This window comes from Mesorhizobium sp. M1D.F.Ca.ET.043.01.1.1, from assembly GCF_003952385.1.
In the GTDB taxonomy this organism is placed as follows: Bacteria; Pseudomonadota; Alphaproteobacteria; order Rhizobiales; family Rhizobiaceae; genus Mesorhizobium.
The window spans coordinates 2,596,557-2,611,633 of record NZ_CP034444.1 but is presented as its reverse complement, the minus strand read 5'-3'; the positions used below and the strand labels follow the sequence as shown (position 1 = coordinate 2,611,633).

Annotated in this window: 16 protein-coding genes; 4 read left to right on the top strand and 12 right to left on the bottom strand. The window is 64.5% G+C overall.

Going from position 1 to position 15,077, the window contains the following annotated elements:
* Positions 1-84: 84 nt before the first annotated feature.
* The 4 genes from EJ067_RS12740 to fabA form a co-directional block, all read right to left on the bottom strand.
* Complete coding sequence (locus EJ067_RS12740) at positions 85-1,638, bottom strand: bifunctional diguanylate cyclase/phosphodiesterase (protein ID WP_126086013.1); 1,554 nt, start codon at positions 1,636-1,638, stop codon at positions 85-87.
* Between the two features lie 102 nt (positions 1,639-1,740).
* On the bottom strand, positions 1,741-2,553 hold the full coding sequence (gene fabI, locus EJ067_RS12735) for an enoyl-ACP reductase FabI (protein ID WP_126086012.1): 813 nt from the start codon (positions 2,551-2,553) through the stop codon (positions 1,741-1,743).
* Positions 2,554-2,565: 12 nt separating this feature from the next.
* Complete coding sequence (gene fabB / locus EJ067_RS12730; protein WP_126086011.1) at positions 2,566-3,786, bottom strand: beta-ketoacyl-ACP synthase I; 1,221 nt, start codon at positions 3,784-3,786, stop codon at positions 2,566-2,568.
* Between the two features lie 124 nt (positions 3,787-3,910).
* The gene (gene fabA, locus EJ067_RS12725; RefSeq protein WP_027165888.1) at positions 3,911-4,426 is read right to left on the bottom strand and encodes a 3-hydroxyacyl-[acyl-carrier-protein] dehydratase FabA; all 516 of its coding nucleotides are present in this window, start codon (positions 4,424-4,426) and stop codon (positions 3,911-3,913) included.
* 244 nt (positions 4,427-4,670) lie between these two features.
* Here fabA and irrA point away from each other — a divergent pair, with 244 nt between their 5' ends.
* Positions 4,671-5,102, top strand: a complete 432-nt coding sequence (irrA, locus tag EJ067_RS12720) for an iron response transcriptional regulator IrrA (protein ID WP_126086010.1) — start codon at positions 4,671-4,673, stop codon at positions 5,100-5,102.
* Positions 5,103-5,111: 9 nt separating this feature from the next.
* Positions 5,112-5,492, top strand: coding sequence for a DUF4260 domain-containing protein (locus EJ067_RS12715; protein WP_126089604.1), 381 nt, complete (start codon positions 5,112-5,114; stop codon positions 5,490-5,492).
* Here EJ067_RS12715 and EJ067_RS12710 read toward each other — a convergent pair.
* On the bottom strand, positions 5,482-6,039 hold the full coding sequence (locus tag EJ067_RS12710; protein WP_126086009.1) for an SH3 domain-containing protein: 558 nt from the start codon (positions 6,037-6,039) through the stop codon (positions 5,482-5,484). The genes EJ067_RS12715 and EJ067_RS12710 overlap by 11 nt on opposite strands.
* A gap of 271 nt (positions 6,040-6,310) precedes the next feature.
* Here EJ067_RS12710 and EJ067_RS12705 point away from each other — a divergent pair, with 271 nt between their 5' ends.
* Positions 6,311-7,312 (top strand): D-glycerate dehydrogenase, encoded by a 1,002-nt coding sequence (locus tag EJ067_RS12705; RefSeq protein ID WP_126086008.1) that lies wholly within the window; start codon positions 6,311-6,313, stop codon positions 7,310-7,312.
* A gap of 14 nt (positions 7,313-7,326) precedes the next feature.
* Here EJ067_RS12705 and EJ067_RS12700 read toward each other — a convergent pair whose 3' ends face one another.
* From EJ067_RS12700 to dnaN, 6 genes are all read right to left on the bottom strand, one after another.
* Positions 7,327-7,737: a DUF126 domain-containing protein gene (locus tag EJ067_RS12700; protein WP_126086007.1), complete on the bottom strand. Its 411-nt coding sequence runs from the start codon at positions 7,735-7,737 to the stop codon at positions 7,327-7,329.
* The gene (locus EJ067_RS12695; protein WP_281058987.1) at positions 7,734-8,978 is read right to left on the bottom strand and encodes an aconitase X catalytic domain-containing protein; all 1,245 of its coding nucleotides are present in this window, start codon (positions 8,976-8,978) and stop codon (positions 7,734-7,736) included. The genes EJ067_RS12700 and EJ067_RS12695 overlap by 4 nt, the downstream gene beginning before the upstream one ends.
* A 5-nt stretch (positions 8,979-8,983) precedes the next feature.
* Positions 8,984-9,472, bottom strand: coding sequence for a GNAT family N-acetyltransferase (locus EJ067_RS12690; RefSeq protein WP_126086005.1), 489 nt, complete (start codon positions 9,470-9,472; stop codon positions 8,984-8,986).
* A 19-nt stretch (positions 9,473-9,491) separates the two neighbouring features.
* The gene (locus EJ067_RS12685) at positions 9,492-10,247 is read right to left on the bottom strand and encodes a molybdopterin-synthase adenylyltransferase MoeB (protein WP_126086004.1); all 756 of its coding nucleotides are present in this window, start codon (positions 10,245-10,247) and stop codon (positions 9,492-9,494) included.
* Between the two features lie 184 nt (positions 10,248-10,431).
* Entirely contained in the window at positions 10,432-11,586 is a 1,155-nt protein-coding gene (gene recF / locus EJ067_RS12680) for a DNA replication/repair protein RecF (protein ID WP_126086003.1), read from the bottom strand.
* 27 nt (positions 11,587-11,613) lie between these two features.
* Positions 11,614-12,732, bottom strand: a complete 1,119-nt coding sequence (dnaN, locus tag EJ067_RS12675) for a DNA polymerase III subunit beta (RefSeq protein WP_126086002.1) — start codon at positions 12,730-12,732, stop codon at positions 11,614-11,616.
* On the opposite strand from dnaN, the gene EJ067_RS34570 reads away from it, so the two are divergent.
* Positions 12,731-12,967, top strand: coding sequence for a hypothetical protein (locus tag EJ067_RS34570; RefSeq protein ID WP_189510579.1), 237 nt, complete (start codon positions 12,731-12,733; stop codon positions 12,965-12,967). The genes dnaN and EJ067_RS34570 overlap by 2 nt on opposite strands.
* A 68-nt stretch (positions 12,968-13,035) precedes the next feature.
* On the opposite strand, the gene dnaA is transcribed toward EJ067_RS34570, so the two are convergent.
* Positions 13,036-14,508, bottom strand: a complete 1,473-nt coding sequence (gene dnaA, locus EJ067_RS12670) for a chromosomal replication initiator protein DnaA (RefSeq protein ID WP_245468253.1) — start codon at positions 14,506-14,508, stop codon at positions 13,036-13,038.
* Between the last annotated feature and the right edge of the window lie 569 nt (positions 14,509-15,077).

Genomic DNA, 15,077 nt, shown 5'->3' with positions numbered 1-15,077 from the left:
TCCGGAATTGCGTCAAGGAAGAACACAATTCCGGGAAAAGTGCAGAGCGGTTTTCCGTCCGGAATCGCGCAGGATCAAGGCGGATTACTGCAGGCTGACGATACGTGCGGGCTCCCGCGCGCTGAAGGCAGGGCGCGTCTCGCCGAGCTCGACCCTGAGCGGCGCGGGACGCCCGAACAGATAGCCCTGCACCACCTCGCAGCCGGCGGCTCTCAGCAGCGTCGCCTGGTTCTCGGTCTCGACGCCTTCGGCGATGATGCCGACGCCAAGCGCTCGCGACAGCCCGACGATGGTCGAGACCACGGCGCCCGAGCTGGAATCGGTATCGATGCGGCTGACGAAGGAGCGGTCGATCTTCAGCTTGCCGAACGAGAAGTCGATCAGGTAGCTCAGATTCGAATAGCCGGTGCCGAAATCATCGACGGCGACGGAGATGCCCATCTCGGCGAGCTGCTTGAGGATGACGGCCGCGCGGTCGCGGTCCTGCATCATCGCCGTCTCGGTGACTTCGAGCTCGAGCCGCGACGGCTTGATGCCGGTCGATGCCATGGTCTCGCGCACGATGCCGACGAAGTCCTTGGTCATGAACTGGACCGGCGAGATGTTGACGGCGACGAAGCAATCCTGCGGTAGGTGCTGGGCGTCGCTGCAGGCCTTGCGCAGCACCCACTCGCCGATCGGATTGATCATGCCGGTTTCCTCGGCGATCGGAATGAATTCCATCGGCGGGATCATGCCGCGTTCCGGGTGCTTCCAACGGATCAGCGCTTCGTAGCCGATGATACGGCCGCTCGGCAGGTCGAATTGCGGCTGGTAGTGGAGGCTGAAGTCGCCGCGATCGAAGGCGGTTTTCAGCTCGGATTCGATCCATTGCCGGTAGTCCGCCACCCGCCCCATATCGGCGTGGAAGACCGACCAGTTGCCGATGCCGCTTGCGCGCGCATTCTGCAGCGCCAGGTTCGAGCGGCGAAGGATCAGCACCGGATCGACGCCGTCCTTCGGCATCGCCACGACACCGACGGACATGCTGACGGACTGCAGGTGCCTCTGGAGTTGATAGGGCTCCATCATCTGGTTGATCAGCTTCTCGAGCAGCCGTTCCAGCGATCCCGTCAATTCGCAGTCCGGCAGCAGCACGGCGAATTCGCCGGCGCCGATGCGCCCGATCACAGCATTCTCCGGCATGCTCTCCTGCAGCCTTCCGGTGAAGGCGCGGACCAGCTCGTCGCCATTGCTGTAGCCGATGGCATCGTTGATCTGCTTGAAGCGGTCGATGTCGATATCGATCAGGTAGACCGGTTCGCCGGTCCTGATCGTTTCCGACGCCGCCGCGGCGATCTTGCCGACCATGGCCGGGCGCGACAGCAGCCCCGTCAGCTTGTCGAAATGCGTTTCCTTGAAGACGTATTCGGCCGATTCATCGACGCCCGCGAAGAACGAGAGCGCGGCGCCGCCGGCGGAAAGGGCGCAGAGCGCCGCGATGATTGCCGCCATCGTCTCCGCCGTCATGCCGGCTAGGCCGTCGCCGAAGCCGAACTGCAATCCCCAGAGTCCGAGGATGAAACTGCCCATGGCCGAGCTGGCGATGGTGATCAGCCGGAACAGCGGTGTTCGCTTCGGGTTGCTGACTGCAGACATGCAAGGTCCCCAAACTACGGGACCTTCTAGCGGATACCTCCTTAAAATGAGTTTCCGCCAATGCCTCCAATTTTACCGGAAGGTATTTTTTTCGTTAGCGAATTATTCGCGGGCGCCGTCGTTCTGCTTCAGCTCCTCGAGCGTCGGCATGGAGACGATGTGGTAGCCGGAATCGACATAGTGGATTTCGCCCGTGACCCCCGAAGACAGATCGGACAGCAGGTAGAGCGCCGAGCCGCCGACCTCGTCGATGGTCACGGTGCGCCTGAGCGGCGAGTTGCGCTGCTGATAGGAGAACATGTGGCGCGCGTCCGAAACGCCGGAGCCGGCGAGCGTCCGCACCGGTCCCGCCGAGATGCCGTTCACCCGGATGCCGCGCGGACCGTAGTCATTGGCGAGATAGCGCACGCTCGCCTCCAGCCCGGCCTTGGCGACGCCCATGACGTTGTAGTTCGGCATGACCCGAACCGACCCGGCATAGGTCAGCGTGATCATCGAGCCGCCATTCGTCATCAGCGCCGCGGCATTGCGGGCGATCTCGGTGAAGGAATAGCAGGAGATCACCATGGTGCGGACGAAGTTGTCGCGGCTGGTGTCGGCGTAGAGGCCCTTGAGCTCGTTCTTGTCGGAGAAGCCGATGGCGTGGACGACGAAATCCAGCCCGCCCCAGGCCTCGCCGAGCGTCTCGAAGGTCGCGGTGACGGAGGCGCTGTCCTCGACGTCGCAAGGCACGATCAGCGAGGCGCCGACCTTCTCGGCCAGCGGCTTGACCCGCCGCCCGAAAGCGTCGCCCTGATAGGTGAAGGCGAGCTCCGCCCCGTGTTCGGACAATTTCCTGGCGATGCCCCAGGCGATCGAATGATCGTTGGCGACCCCCATGACAAGCCCGCGCTTGCCCTTCATCAACCCTTCCATAAAAGGCAATCCTTATGCGGAATAGCGCTGGAAAATCAGCGTTGCGTTGGTGCCACCGAAACCGAAGGAATTGGACAAAACGGTGTCGATCTTGGCGTTCTCGATGCGCTTGCGCACGATCGGCATGCCCTCGAATTCCGGATCGAGCTCCTCGATATGGGCGCTCTCGCCGATGAAGCCGCCCTGCATCATCAGGATCGAGTAGATCGATTCCTGGACGCCGGCGGCGCCGAGCGAATGGCCGGTCAGCGACTTGGTCGAGGTGATGTAGGGCATCTTGTCGCCGAACACCTCGCGGATGGCGCCCATTTCCTTGGAATCGCCGACCGGCGTCGAGGTGCCGTGGGTGTTGATGTAGTCGACCGGTGTCGAGACGGTTGCAAGCGCCTGCCGCATGCAGCGGACGGCGCCTTCGCCCGAGGGCGCCACCATGTCGTAGCCATCGGAGGTCGCGCCGTAGCCGACGATCTCGGCATAGATCTTGGCGCCGCGCGCCTTGGCATGCTCCAGCTCTTCCAGCACCAGCACGCCAGCGCCGCCGGCGATGACGAAACCGTCGCGGTTGACGTCATACGCGCGCGATGCGGCCGATGCCTTGTCGTTGAATTTCGACGACATGGCGCCCATGGCATCGAACAGGTCCGACATCGTCCAGTCGAGATCCTCGTGGCCGCCGGCGAACATCATGTCCTGCTTGCCCCACTGGATCAGCTCATAGGCATTGCCGATGCAGTGCGCCGAGGTCGAGCAGGCCGACGAGATCGAGTAGTTGACGCCGTGGATCTTGAACCAGGTGGCCAAGGTGGCCGAAGCGGTCGACGACATCGCCTTCGGCACCGCGAACGGACCGATGCGCTTCGGGCTGCTGTTCTTGAGCGTGATTTCCGCCGCCTCGACAATGGTCCTGGTCGACGGTCCGCCGGAGCCCATGACGATGCCGGTGCGCTCGTTGGTGATGTCGCCTTCGCCCAGACCGGCGTCCGCGATCGCCTGATCCATGGCGACATGGTTCCAGGCGGCGCCCTGGCTCAGGAAACGCATGGCGCGGCGGTCGATCATCGCTGACGGGTCGAGCGTCGGCGCGCCCCACACCTGGCAGCGAAAGCCGTGCTCGGCGAAGGAATTGGAAAAGCTGATGCCGGACCTGGCATCGTAAAGCGAGGACTGCACCTCATTGGCGTTGTTGCCGATCGACGACACAATGCCGAGGCCTGTCACTACGACGCGTCTCATTCGCAACTCCTTCCGGCGTAGTTTGGCGAAAACCTAATCGGTTTTCGCGCTCGATCATACGCAAAATAACTGCCCGGCGTCCTTGCGCATCCGTCTGACACGCGAGGCCCCGTGGTGAAAACGATCAGGCGGCGGACTGCTTGGACAGGCCGACCTTCAGATCCGTTGCCGCGTATATGGGTTCGCCATCCGCCTTGAGCCAGCCATCGGCGATGCCGAGCACGAGGCGGCCGCGCATCACGCGCTTGAAGTCGACGCCATATTCGACCTTCTTGACCGACGGCGTCACCATGCCCTTGAATTTCACCTCGCCGGTCGACAGCGCCATGCCCTTGCCGGGCTCGCCCAACCAGCCGAGATAGAAGCCGGTCAATTGCCACATGGCGTCGAGGCCGAGGCAGCCCGGCATGATCGGATTGCCGATGAAATGGCAGGCGAAGAACCAGAGATCCGGCTTGATGTCGAACTCGGCACGGATGAAACCCTTGTCGAAAGCGCCGCCGGTCTCGCTGATCTCGGTGATGCGGTCGAACATCAGCATCGGCGGGTAGGGCAGCTGGGCGTTTCCCGGTCCGAACAGCTCGCCGCGGGCGCAGGCAAGCAGTTCCTCGTAATCGTAGCTGGACTTTTGACCCGCCATTAATTCCGTCCCCGTTTTCCTTCCGGGCGGCAGGGCGCCCTTGTCGTTGGTTTCCTAACACACTCTGTTTGCGGCCGGAAACCGGCGTTTGCGCTTAACCCGTGCGCCTTCCTGGGTCAATGCGCGCTATTGATCGCATTTGGGCGACCGAATATATGTCAGGTGATGTCCAGTTATTGGCATTGACGTCTTTTTGCCATTCTGGACCGGTCTATGGGGCTGGCTGAACGCTTCGACGGGATAGATGGACTCGGGCTGCCGGAAGGAAAATGTCGCTGTGGACAAGCGGGTTCGCGAAGCCGGCCTGAGGCCGACGCGCCAGCGCATCGCGCTGGCCGATCTGCTTTTCGCCAAGGGTGACCGCCACCTCTCGGCCGAGGAACTGCACGAAGAGGCGATCGCCGCCGGCGTGCCGGTTTCGCTGGCGACCGTCTACAACGCGCTGCATCAGTTCACCCAGGCCGGCCTGCTGCGCATCCTCGCGGTCGAAGGGTCCAAGACCTATTTCGACACCAACACTTCCGATCACCACCATTTCTATGTCGAGGGCGAGAACCGCATCTTCGACATCGCCAGCGGCCCGGTGAGCGTCTCCAACCTGCCGCAACCTCCGGAAGGCATGGAGATCGCCAATGTCGACATCGTTGTCAGGCTGCGCCCCACGCGCCGCGATTGATCGATGGCGATGAGGCCTGTCGATCTGGCGGTCCGGTTGGAATGGGCGGCCGCCGCCGCGGTGGCCATCGTCCTCTACAAAATGACCGGCATATCCTGGTGGCTGTTCGCGCTCCTCATCCTGGCGCCGGACCTGTCGATGCTGGGCTACCTCGCCGGGCCGCGTATCGGCGCGATGGCCTACAACGCGCTGCACGTCCTGTTCGCCCCGCTCGTTCTGGCGCTCGCCGGCGTCCTGCTTGCCGCCCCAATCACGACAGCGGTGGCGCTGATCTGGATCGCCCACATCGCCATCGACCGCGCACTTGGCTACGGACTGAAACTGTCAACCGGCTTTCAGGATACGCATCTCGGGCGGATCGGCCGCGACCGGGCCACGATCAGTTCTTGACCTTCTCGCCCGGATAGGCGCCCCAGACCTGCGACTGGGCTATCCAGCCGCTATGGCCGTCGAAGGTCATCTCGCACCACTGGCCGTCGCATTTCTTGATCGAGCCCATGACCCCAGGCTCGAGGATGGCGACCACGCCGGCGTCCTTGTCGGGATCGTAGAGCAGATTGATTCGTCCGCCCTTGCCGCGCTGCCAGGGGGCGACGATCGCGGTGCGGCGGCCCGAAAGCAGCGACTGGTTGATCCAGCCCTCGGAGCCGTCGGCGTCGCGGACGCGGCGCCAGGTGTCGAACTCCTGGATGATCTCCATCGGCAGCCCGGCCTTCATGTACATCCAGTCGACGGAATAGTTGGCGCCCGGGCCGACGCGTGAATTGACGCGGCCCGATTTCAGGCTGACGAAACGCGGCAGCGGCAGGCCGCTCGGGCCCAGGACCACGGTTTGGGCGGGCGCCGCCGCGCTTTGCGCGGATGCCTGCGGCACGCAAAGCAAAGCCCCGAGGACGGCCGCGCTGAAAGCCAGGCGAAGCGACGCGAAACCAGACACCTTTGTTCCTTTCGGCGCCGGTCCGTAGGGATGAGCGCCCCTTTTTCTTTGTCTTCGGCGGCACCGCTTGTTACAGGAGTGGGCTGATGCCGCGATCGGCTACAAGTTTCGCCGGTCTTGGTTAAAGAGGTCTCAACGAGATCGGTTTCGAGAGCATGATCCCGAAAAGTGGGAACCGGTTTTCGGAAACGATCATGCTCCAAAAAAAGAGTAGGATCAGGATGACGATTCAACGAAACGTCATCCCGATCTAGGAAGCTTCGGGGATAAAATGGCAGGCAAAAAACGGCCCCTCGTCGTCATCACGCGCAAGCTGCCCGATCCGGTCGAAACCCGCATGCGCGAGCTGTTCGACGCGCGCCTCAATGTCGAGGACCGGCCCATGACCCAGCCGGAGCTGGTCGCGGCCGTCAAGGAAGCCGACGTGCTGGTCCCGACCATCACCGACCACATCGATGCGGCGCTGATCGCCCAGGCCGGCGAGAACCTGAAGCTGATCGCCAATTTCGGCAACGGCGTCGACAAGATCGATGTCGCCGCGGCGGCCAAGAAAGGCATCACCGTCACCAACACGCCGAACGTGCTTACCGAAGACACCGCCGACATGACCATGGCGCTGATGCTAGCCGTGCCACGCAGGCTCGCCGAAGGCGCCAACGTGCTCACCGGCGAGAAGAAATGGGCCGGCTGGTCGCCCACCTGGATGCTCGGCCGCCGCATCTGGGGCAAGCGCCTCGGCATCGTCGGCATGGGCCGTATCGGCACGGCGGTCGCCAGGCGCGCCAAGGCATTCGGCCTGTCCATCCACTACCACAACCGCCACCGCGTGCTGCCGGCGGTCGAGGACGAATTGGAAGCGACCTATTGGGAGAGCCTCGACCAGATGCTTGCCCGCATGGACATCATTTCAGTCAATTGTCCGTCGACGCCGGCGACCTTCCATCTCCTGTCCGCCCGGCGCCTGGCGCTGATGCAGCCGGCGGCCTACATCGTCAATACCGCGCGCGGCGACATCATCGACGAGGAATCGATGATCAAGCTGATCCAGGACGGCAAGATCGCCGGCGCCGGGCTCGACGTCTACGAGCATGAGCCGGCGCTGAACAGCAAGCTGTTGAAGCTTGCCCACAAAGGCAAGGTCGTGCTTCTGCCGCACATGGGCTCGGCGACGCTCGAAGGCCGCATCGACATGGGCGAGAAGGTGATCATCAACATCCGCGCCTTCTTCGACGGCCATCGGCCGCCGGACCGCGTGCTGCCGCTCAGGACCTGAAACACAGCGATTGTTCAGGCGGCGACGCCGACGGCGCCGTCGGCGGCAACTTTGACGATGCTTCCGCGATAGGCGTCGAACGCGCCATGGGCGAGCCTTACAGCCACCGGCGTCTCCCAGCCCATTTCCCGGGCGACGATCAGGCCGAGCAGCAGGATGGCGTCCGGTTCGCGCAGCACCAGGGCGGCCGGCGCGCGGCCGTTGTGGACCAGCTCCATCAGCACGGCGGAAGCCGACGACGAACCGATCGTGCCCGGCAGGAACAGTACCCGGCCGGAAATGATCTCGCCATGCTGCGGATGGCGCACATCGGCGATGCGCCCGGTCTCCGGGTCGACGCCGCCCCAGAAGCTGATCGGCGCCGTCAGCACCAAAGCCTCCCCTTCGCCGGCCTTGCCCGGCACCAGGATCTCGGCGGCGCTCATGCGGCGATATCCGTGAATGTCGGCTTGCCGGTTGCGGCGCTTTCGACGCAGTCGGCGAGCGAAGCATAGAGCACCGCGTAGCCGGTGTTGCCGGGCGCGTAATGCGCGAACTTGCCCGAATTGGTCATCAGCACGCCGCCTGCCAGCTCCGGCATGATCGGCGTGACCACCACGCAGGTGTCTGCGACGATGACAACGCCGCTTGCTTCGAGCCGCTTCCGGCGGCCGTCGCGTTCCAGTGAGGAAAGCACGTGCCGGCCAGTGCAGGCATAGACCGGCACGGCAAGCCGTCTTCCGGCGATCAGCCGCTCCAGCATGTCGAACTCGGCATCGGAAAGATGCGGGCTGCCGATCGCCACGGCGTCGATGGCCTCTGGCGTTGACGCCGTCGACAGGCCGGCGCGGGCCTTCGCCGCCATCTCAGGTGTGACGCGGATAACCGCCTCAGGTTCCGACCCGGCCAGAACGGTTTCGACATCAGGCGCCTCGGGCGTCACTCCGGCGATATGGAACAGGCCGACCGCGCCGGATGAAGCGGCCGCGGCGCCGAAAGCCTTCAGCACGTCCTCGCCGGGGTGATTGGCGATGCCGGTGACGACGCCGATCGCATTGCCGACCTCACGGCCATAGAGGCTACCCAGCACCGGCCAGACGATCTCTGAGGCGAGGAAGGATGGAGACAGAGCCGAGACGTCGAACACCAGCCGCGCCCGGCGGTTCTCGGGCCGATGCAGGCCATAGTCCGGCGCGCGTCCGGTGATGGCGCAGGCAATGTCGAGGAAGTCGCCATAGCGGTTGGTTCGCGCGCCCAGCACCGAGTTGCAGAACACTACGGCATTGGATTCGCCCCAGGCGACATCGCTGCCCTGCAGTGGCCTGTGCCCGGCCTGGTAGGGCGCGCAGGTCCAGCTCTGCTCGCAGCCGAGCTTGCGGTAGGCCTCCATCATCCGCCGCGCCATGCCGCGCTGCGGCTCTTGCAGGCGGATGGGCGAGCAGCCCGTCAGGTCGAGCGCCCCGACATTGAGCGTCGAGCGGACCGCCACCTTGGCGCCGCCCTCGACCAGCCGTTCGGCGAACAGCGTGCCGGAATCGCCGTGGTAAAGCGCGCCGTCGATATGCGCCGAAGCGATTCCGATCAGCTGCGGCGCCCCGAGCAGACGCGCGCTTTCGGCGACGATGCGCATCGCCATCCCGGCGCCGTCCTCGCCGGCGGCGATTGCCTGTTCCTGGGGGTTGAGCACGAGGCTCAAGACAGCACCTTGCGCATGGTGATCGAGGTCGGCCGGTCATAGCCTTCGTGCGCCGTGCGCCCGGTCTCGCGAAAGCCGAGCCGGGCGAACGTCGCGTGGTTTGCGGCGAGCTCGATGCGCGTCTGCAGCTCGACGGCATGCCTGCTGCGCCGGCGGGCAAAGTCCTCCACGGCCTGCATCAGCCGTGCGCCTATGCCTCGCCCCTGAAGGCCGGGCTCGACGGCAAGCTTGCCGACATAGAGATCCTCCGCCCTTTCCAGCGCGAACACGCAACCGACGATCCGGCCGTTCTCCACGGCCAGGAAGGCCTTCTCCAGCGCCGCCTTATCCCGGAGGCCTTCGGGCGTCAGCAGATGCGCCGAGGACGGCGGGTCGATGACGCCGTCCATATAGGCGAAGGCGCGCCGGATCAGCGCATGCACTTCCTCCCACCGTGCGAAGTCCGGCGGAAGCTCGGTGACGAGAGGAGTGGCCGGCTGGTCCATGCGCTTAGACTGCCCTCGATCAGACTGCCTTGTAGCGGACGGTGTCGAAGCGGGCGGTGAGCCCGTCGTAAAGCAGCAGCCGGCCGACCAGCGGCTCGCCGATGCCGGCAATCAGTTTGATCGCCTCCATCGCCTCAAGGGTGCCGACAACGCCCGTCAGCGCGCCGACGATGCCTGCCACAGCGCAGGACGGCACCAGCCCTTCGGGCGGCGCTTCCGGGAAAAGGTCGCGGTAGCCTGGATTGCGCTTGCCGTCGGCGCCCGTTTCGAACGGCTTCAGCACCGTCACAGAGCCGTCGAAGCGACCGACGGCGGCGGTGACCAGGGGCTTTTGTTCCTGGGCGCAGGCATCGGCCAGCGCATAGCGTGTCTCGAAATTGTCGGAGCCGTCGACGACGACATCGTAGCCGGCGACGAGGGCAGGGGCGTTTTCCGCCGTCAGCCTGAGGCGATGCAGTTCCACCCTGACATTGGGGTTGATGCGCATGATCGCGGCCGAGGCGCTGTCGGTCTTCGCCATGCCGATCGTGTCTGTCCCATGGATCACCTGCCGCTGCAGGTTGGACAGCGAGACGTCATCGTCGTCGACGATGCCGAGCGTGCCGACGCCGGCCGCGGCAAGATACTCGAGCACCGGCGCCCCCAGTCCGCCCGCGCCGATCACCAGCACCCGCGCCCGCTTCAGCTTCTGCTGGCCGGGGCCGCCGATTTCCGGCAGCACGATGTGGCGGGCATAGCGTTCGAGCTCTTCGTCGGTCAGCGCGGCATTGGTCATGGCGGGACCTTATAGCTGGTGCAAAGCCTTGTCACATGCAAGGCACAGCCTCGTCATGTACGGGCAAGGCAAAGCCTTGTCCCGAGGGCAATTACGGGCAAGGCGAAGCCTTGTCCCGCAGGGCATGTACGGGCAAGGCGAAGCCTTGTCCCGAAGGGCGAGGTCCGTTGGTTTCCTCACGAGGTTAGCCTGTCGTTCCAACACTGCCGTGGTCGACCGTCAGGAATTGCGCCCGCCCGGCAAGGCTGGAAAACAGCGCCGCATCCGTGCCGGTCATGAAGGCCTGGCAGTTCAGCTCTTCGAGGATGGAAAACAGTGCCGCGCGCCGGCCGCTGTCGAGATGCGCGGCGATCTCGTCGAGCAGGAGGATCGGCGTCAGGCCCGACATCTCGCCGGTCAGCCTCGCATGCGACAGCACGATGCCGACCAGCAGCGCCTTCTGCTCGCCGGTCGAGCACAACTCCGCCGGCATCGACTTCGGCCGGTGACGAACCACAAGGTCCGACCGGTGCGGACCGTCGAGCGTGCGGCCTGCGGCGCGGTCACGCTCGCGGCCGTTGGCGAGCGCGGCGCGGAACCGTTCCTCGACGTCGACGGCCGGCGCGACGGCGATCTCGCCCTCCAATTCGCCGGAAAGACTTATGTCGGCCTGCGGAAACGGGCCGCTGCCGGGCAGCTTGTCGATCATGGCCGCAAGCAGCCGCACCAGTTCCGTCCGCGCCGCCGCGATCGCCACCCCGGTTTCGGCCATCTGCGTCTCGATCGCGTCGAACCAGCCGCTGTCGCGAGAACCTTCCGTAAGCAAACGGTTACGTCCGCGCATCGCCTTTTCATAGTCCAGCGCCCGCTGGCCATGGCTGGGATCGATCGCCAGCACGAGCCGGTCGAGGAAGCGACGCCGGTCGGCGGCCGGTCCCGGAAACAGCCCGTCCATCGCCGGCGTCAGCCACACGACCCGCAGCCATTCCAGCATGTCCTCGACCGACTTCGCCGGCGCACCGTTGATGCGAACGCGCCTGCCGCCTTCCCCATCGCCGCCGGAAATGCCGGTGCCGATCTCGACCTGGCCTTCCGGGCCTTCGATGCGGGCGTGCAAGGCAAAGCCGCCGTCGCCGCCCTCGCGCGCCACGTCGGCATAGGGCGCGCGGCGCAGCCCGCGTCCCGGCGTCAGCAGCGAGATGGCTTCGAGCAAATTGGTCTTGCCGGCGCCGTTGTCGCCCGACAGCACCAAGGCGCCGGGGCCAAGCTCGAGCGAAAGCCCCGCATAGTTGCGGAAATTGGTAAGCGTTAACTTACTTATGTAGCTTTGCTGCCGGAACTGCTTGTTATCCTCGGTCACGGTAACATGTGGGCTCGTTCAAAAAGCCTACACCCGCATCGGCATCAGCACGTAGAGCGCGGTCTCGTCGGCCATGTCGTGGATCAGCGTCGGGGACCCGGCATCCGCCAGCATGAACTTCGCCTCCGAGCCGGTGAGCTGGGCCGCGACATCGAGCAGATATTTGGCGTTGAAGCCGATCTCGATCGGATCGGACGAGTAATCGGCCGCCAGTTCCTCGGTGGCGCTGCCCGAATCCGGATTGTTGACGGCGAGCGTGAGCTGGCCGTCATTGATCGACAGCTTCACGGCCCGGCCGCGCTCGGACGAGATGGTCGAGACGCGGTCGACGGCGGCGGCGAAGCTCTGGCGGTCGATGATCAGCTTCTTGTCGTTGCCGGTCGGAATGACTCGCTGATAGTCCGGGAAAGTGCCGTCGATCAGCTTCGAGGTCAGGATGACGCTGCCGATGGTGAATCGGATCTTGGTGTCCGACAGCTCCGTCGTCACCGCCACATCCGGGTCGTCGACCAGCTTCTGCAGCTCGCTTACCGTCTTGCGCGGGATGATGATGCCGGGCATGCCTTCCGAGCCTGCCGGCGCGTCGATCTCGGCGCGCGCCAGGCGGTGCCCGTCGGTCGCGACCGAACGCAGCTTCAGCTTGCCGCCCGCCTCATGCGTGTGCAGGAAGATGCCGTTGAGATAGTAGCGCGTCTCCTCGGTCGAGATGGCGAACTGCGTCTTCTCGATCAGCCCTTTGAGCGCCACCGAATCGAGCCGGAAGATGTGCGAGAAGGAGCCGGCCGAAAGCTCCGGGAAATCCGACTGCGGCAGGCACTGCAGGCGGAAGCTGGAGCGGCCGGACGTGACGGTCATCGCATTGCCGTCCTCGTCGGTCTTCAGCATCACCTCGGCGCCGTCGGCGAGCTTGCGCACGATGTCGTAGAGCAGATGCGCCGGAACCGTCGTCGCGCCGCCGCGCTCGACCTTGGCGGGCGTCGCCTCCGTCACTTCGAGGTCGAGGTCGGTCGCTTTCATTTCCAGGCTCGCGCCATCGGCGCTGAGCAGCACATTCGACAGGATCGGTATGGTGTTGCGCCGCTCCACCACGCGATGGACGTGGTTGAGGGACTTCAGGAGATTGGACCGTTCCAGGATAACACGCATGACCAAACAGGCTCGCTTCAATGAATGGGCGGGTCCACCAGGGGGCGGCGTCCCGCGAAAGCTCCGAAAAGCTCAGAATCTATGTAAGCTGACAGTAAAAGCCCTGCAAACGCAAGCCCGCGACACCGGTTCCGGCCGGTTGCGCGGGCTTTCTGGGGATAAAGCCGGCGAAGCGCGCCGCCTTATGCATGTCGCCAAAAAGTGCGCGGCGGTTTTGGGAAAACGACACGCATGAAAACAAGAACTTAAAGCGCGTCGCTCGGAGCCGTTTCGACCCGACGCGCTTTGGCGTTTTCGGACTGCTCAGGCCTGCTCGTTGATCAGCCTTCTGAGCAGTTCGAGTTCCTGCGCCAGCGTGTTGTCGGCGCCGGAAAGGTCCTCGATCTTGCGCACGGCATGCAGCACCGTCGTGTGGTCGCGGCCGCCGAAACGCCGCCCGATCTCCGGCAGCGAGCGCGGCGTCATCACTTTCGACAGATACATCGCCACCTGCCGCGGCTTGACGATCGTGCGCGTGCGCCGGTTGGAGAGCAGCTCCGTCTTCGACACGTTGTAGTGTCGCGCCACGATGCGCTGGATGTCCTCGATGCGCACTCGCTTCGGCTCGCCCGAGCGGTAGATGTGGCCGAGGATCTCGTCGATGCGGTCGATGGTGATCTGCGGCTCGAAGGACTGGCGGAACAGCAACTGGTTGAAGGCGCCTTCGAGCTCGCGCCCGCTGCCCGTCACCGTGCGGGCGACGTGGTCGAGGATCTCGTCCGAGATATCGAGCGAGGCATCGTCGACCTTGGCCGTGGCGAGGCGCAGCTTCAGCATGCCGAGGCGCATGGCGAAATCCGGCGCCGACATTTCGAGCGCCACGCCGCCATTGAGGCGCGAACGCACGCGCGGCTCCAGCGATTCCAGTTCCGACGGCGGCCGGTCGGCGGCGACCACCACCTGCTTGGCGCTGTCGAGCAGCATGTTGATGAGATGGCAGAACTCGTGCTGGATCGACTTGCCCTGCAGGAACTGCATGTCGTCGATGATCAGAAGATCGATGTCGCGCAACTGCTCCTTGAGGGTGAGCGCGTTGTTGTCGCGGATCGCGGTGGCGAAACGCCACATGAAATATTCCGCCGTCAGATAGACCACGCGCGATTTCGGATTGTGCCGCAGCGATTCGGCGGCGATCGCCTGCAAAAGGTGCGTCTTGCCCAATCCGACGGTCGCATGAAGGAAGAGCGGGTTGAAGCGCACCGCGCTCGACTGCGATTCGGCCACCGCCTTGGCCGCGGCGAAGGCCACCCGGTTCGAGGGCCCTTCGATGAATGAAGTGAAGGTGTAGCGCGGGTCGAGCGGCGACCCCAGCACATTGTGGCGGAACTCGGTCTCCGCCGGCACGCCCTGGCGGGGCGCCGGCGCCCGTTCCACCCGGCCTGCGCTTGCGGTCCCGGCGGCAAGCGCGGTCTGCGCCTGCTTGGTCATCTTGCGCGCCGGCGCGATCTCCGGCTCGACGTTGTTGCGGCCCTGTCGCGTGGCGGTCCGCACGACGATCTCGATCTTGAGAAGGTCGGGATCCTCATGCCTCCACAGCTCGGCGATAAGATCGAGATAGTGGCCGTTGATCCACGAGCGCAGGAACGCCGTCGGCACGGAGATGCGGACAATGCCGCGCGACGCCTCGGCAACCTTCATGCGGCCAAACCAGCTCGAATAGACCTCGGCTCCCAGGCGCGCCTTCAACTGAGCCTTGACCCGCTCGAACTTCTGTTCAGCGTCGCTGGATGCCGCCATGCCGTCCCCTCCGACGATAGTTGCTGGGAATGGGAGTTCGCCCGCTATCTCCCTTTCGATGCCGCTCTGCATGATCAAGTTCCTTGTCGCTCGTACCCTTTTTCCGCCGGGGGTGCGCCTCCTGCACCCTGGACCCGGCGAGTTTCGCTGCGCCGTCGCCGCCGCCGGCGATATCGTCGCAACGTTGCGCAAGGGACCGATACCGGCTCTTGCGAGCCGGCCTGAACATGCCAGGGCAATACAACATCGTCCGGCGAAAACGCCGGCACAACGTCAACCTGCAATGTACAATTACGCCAGTCCCCTACCCGCACCGAAGAGACAAACCAAGCCGCACGCGGAATTGCTCCGCGTCATGAATTCCGCCATTTTTTGCTGGCCGATTCAGGCTGGGTCAGGGGCTAAAGCCCGTCCCTTCGATGTATGGACATTACCGAAATCGCTGTGGATAGGGCAAGGCCACGTCTAACCGATTTTTAACGAATCTGGTTACCGGAGACGTGTTCGGATGAGGTGCCGTCAGGGCATGTTTTGACAAAGCCATTGTGATTCAAACCCTTTTCCGGCGA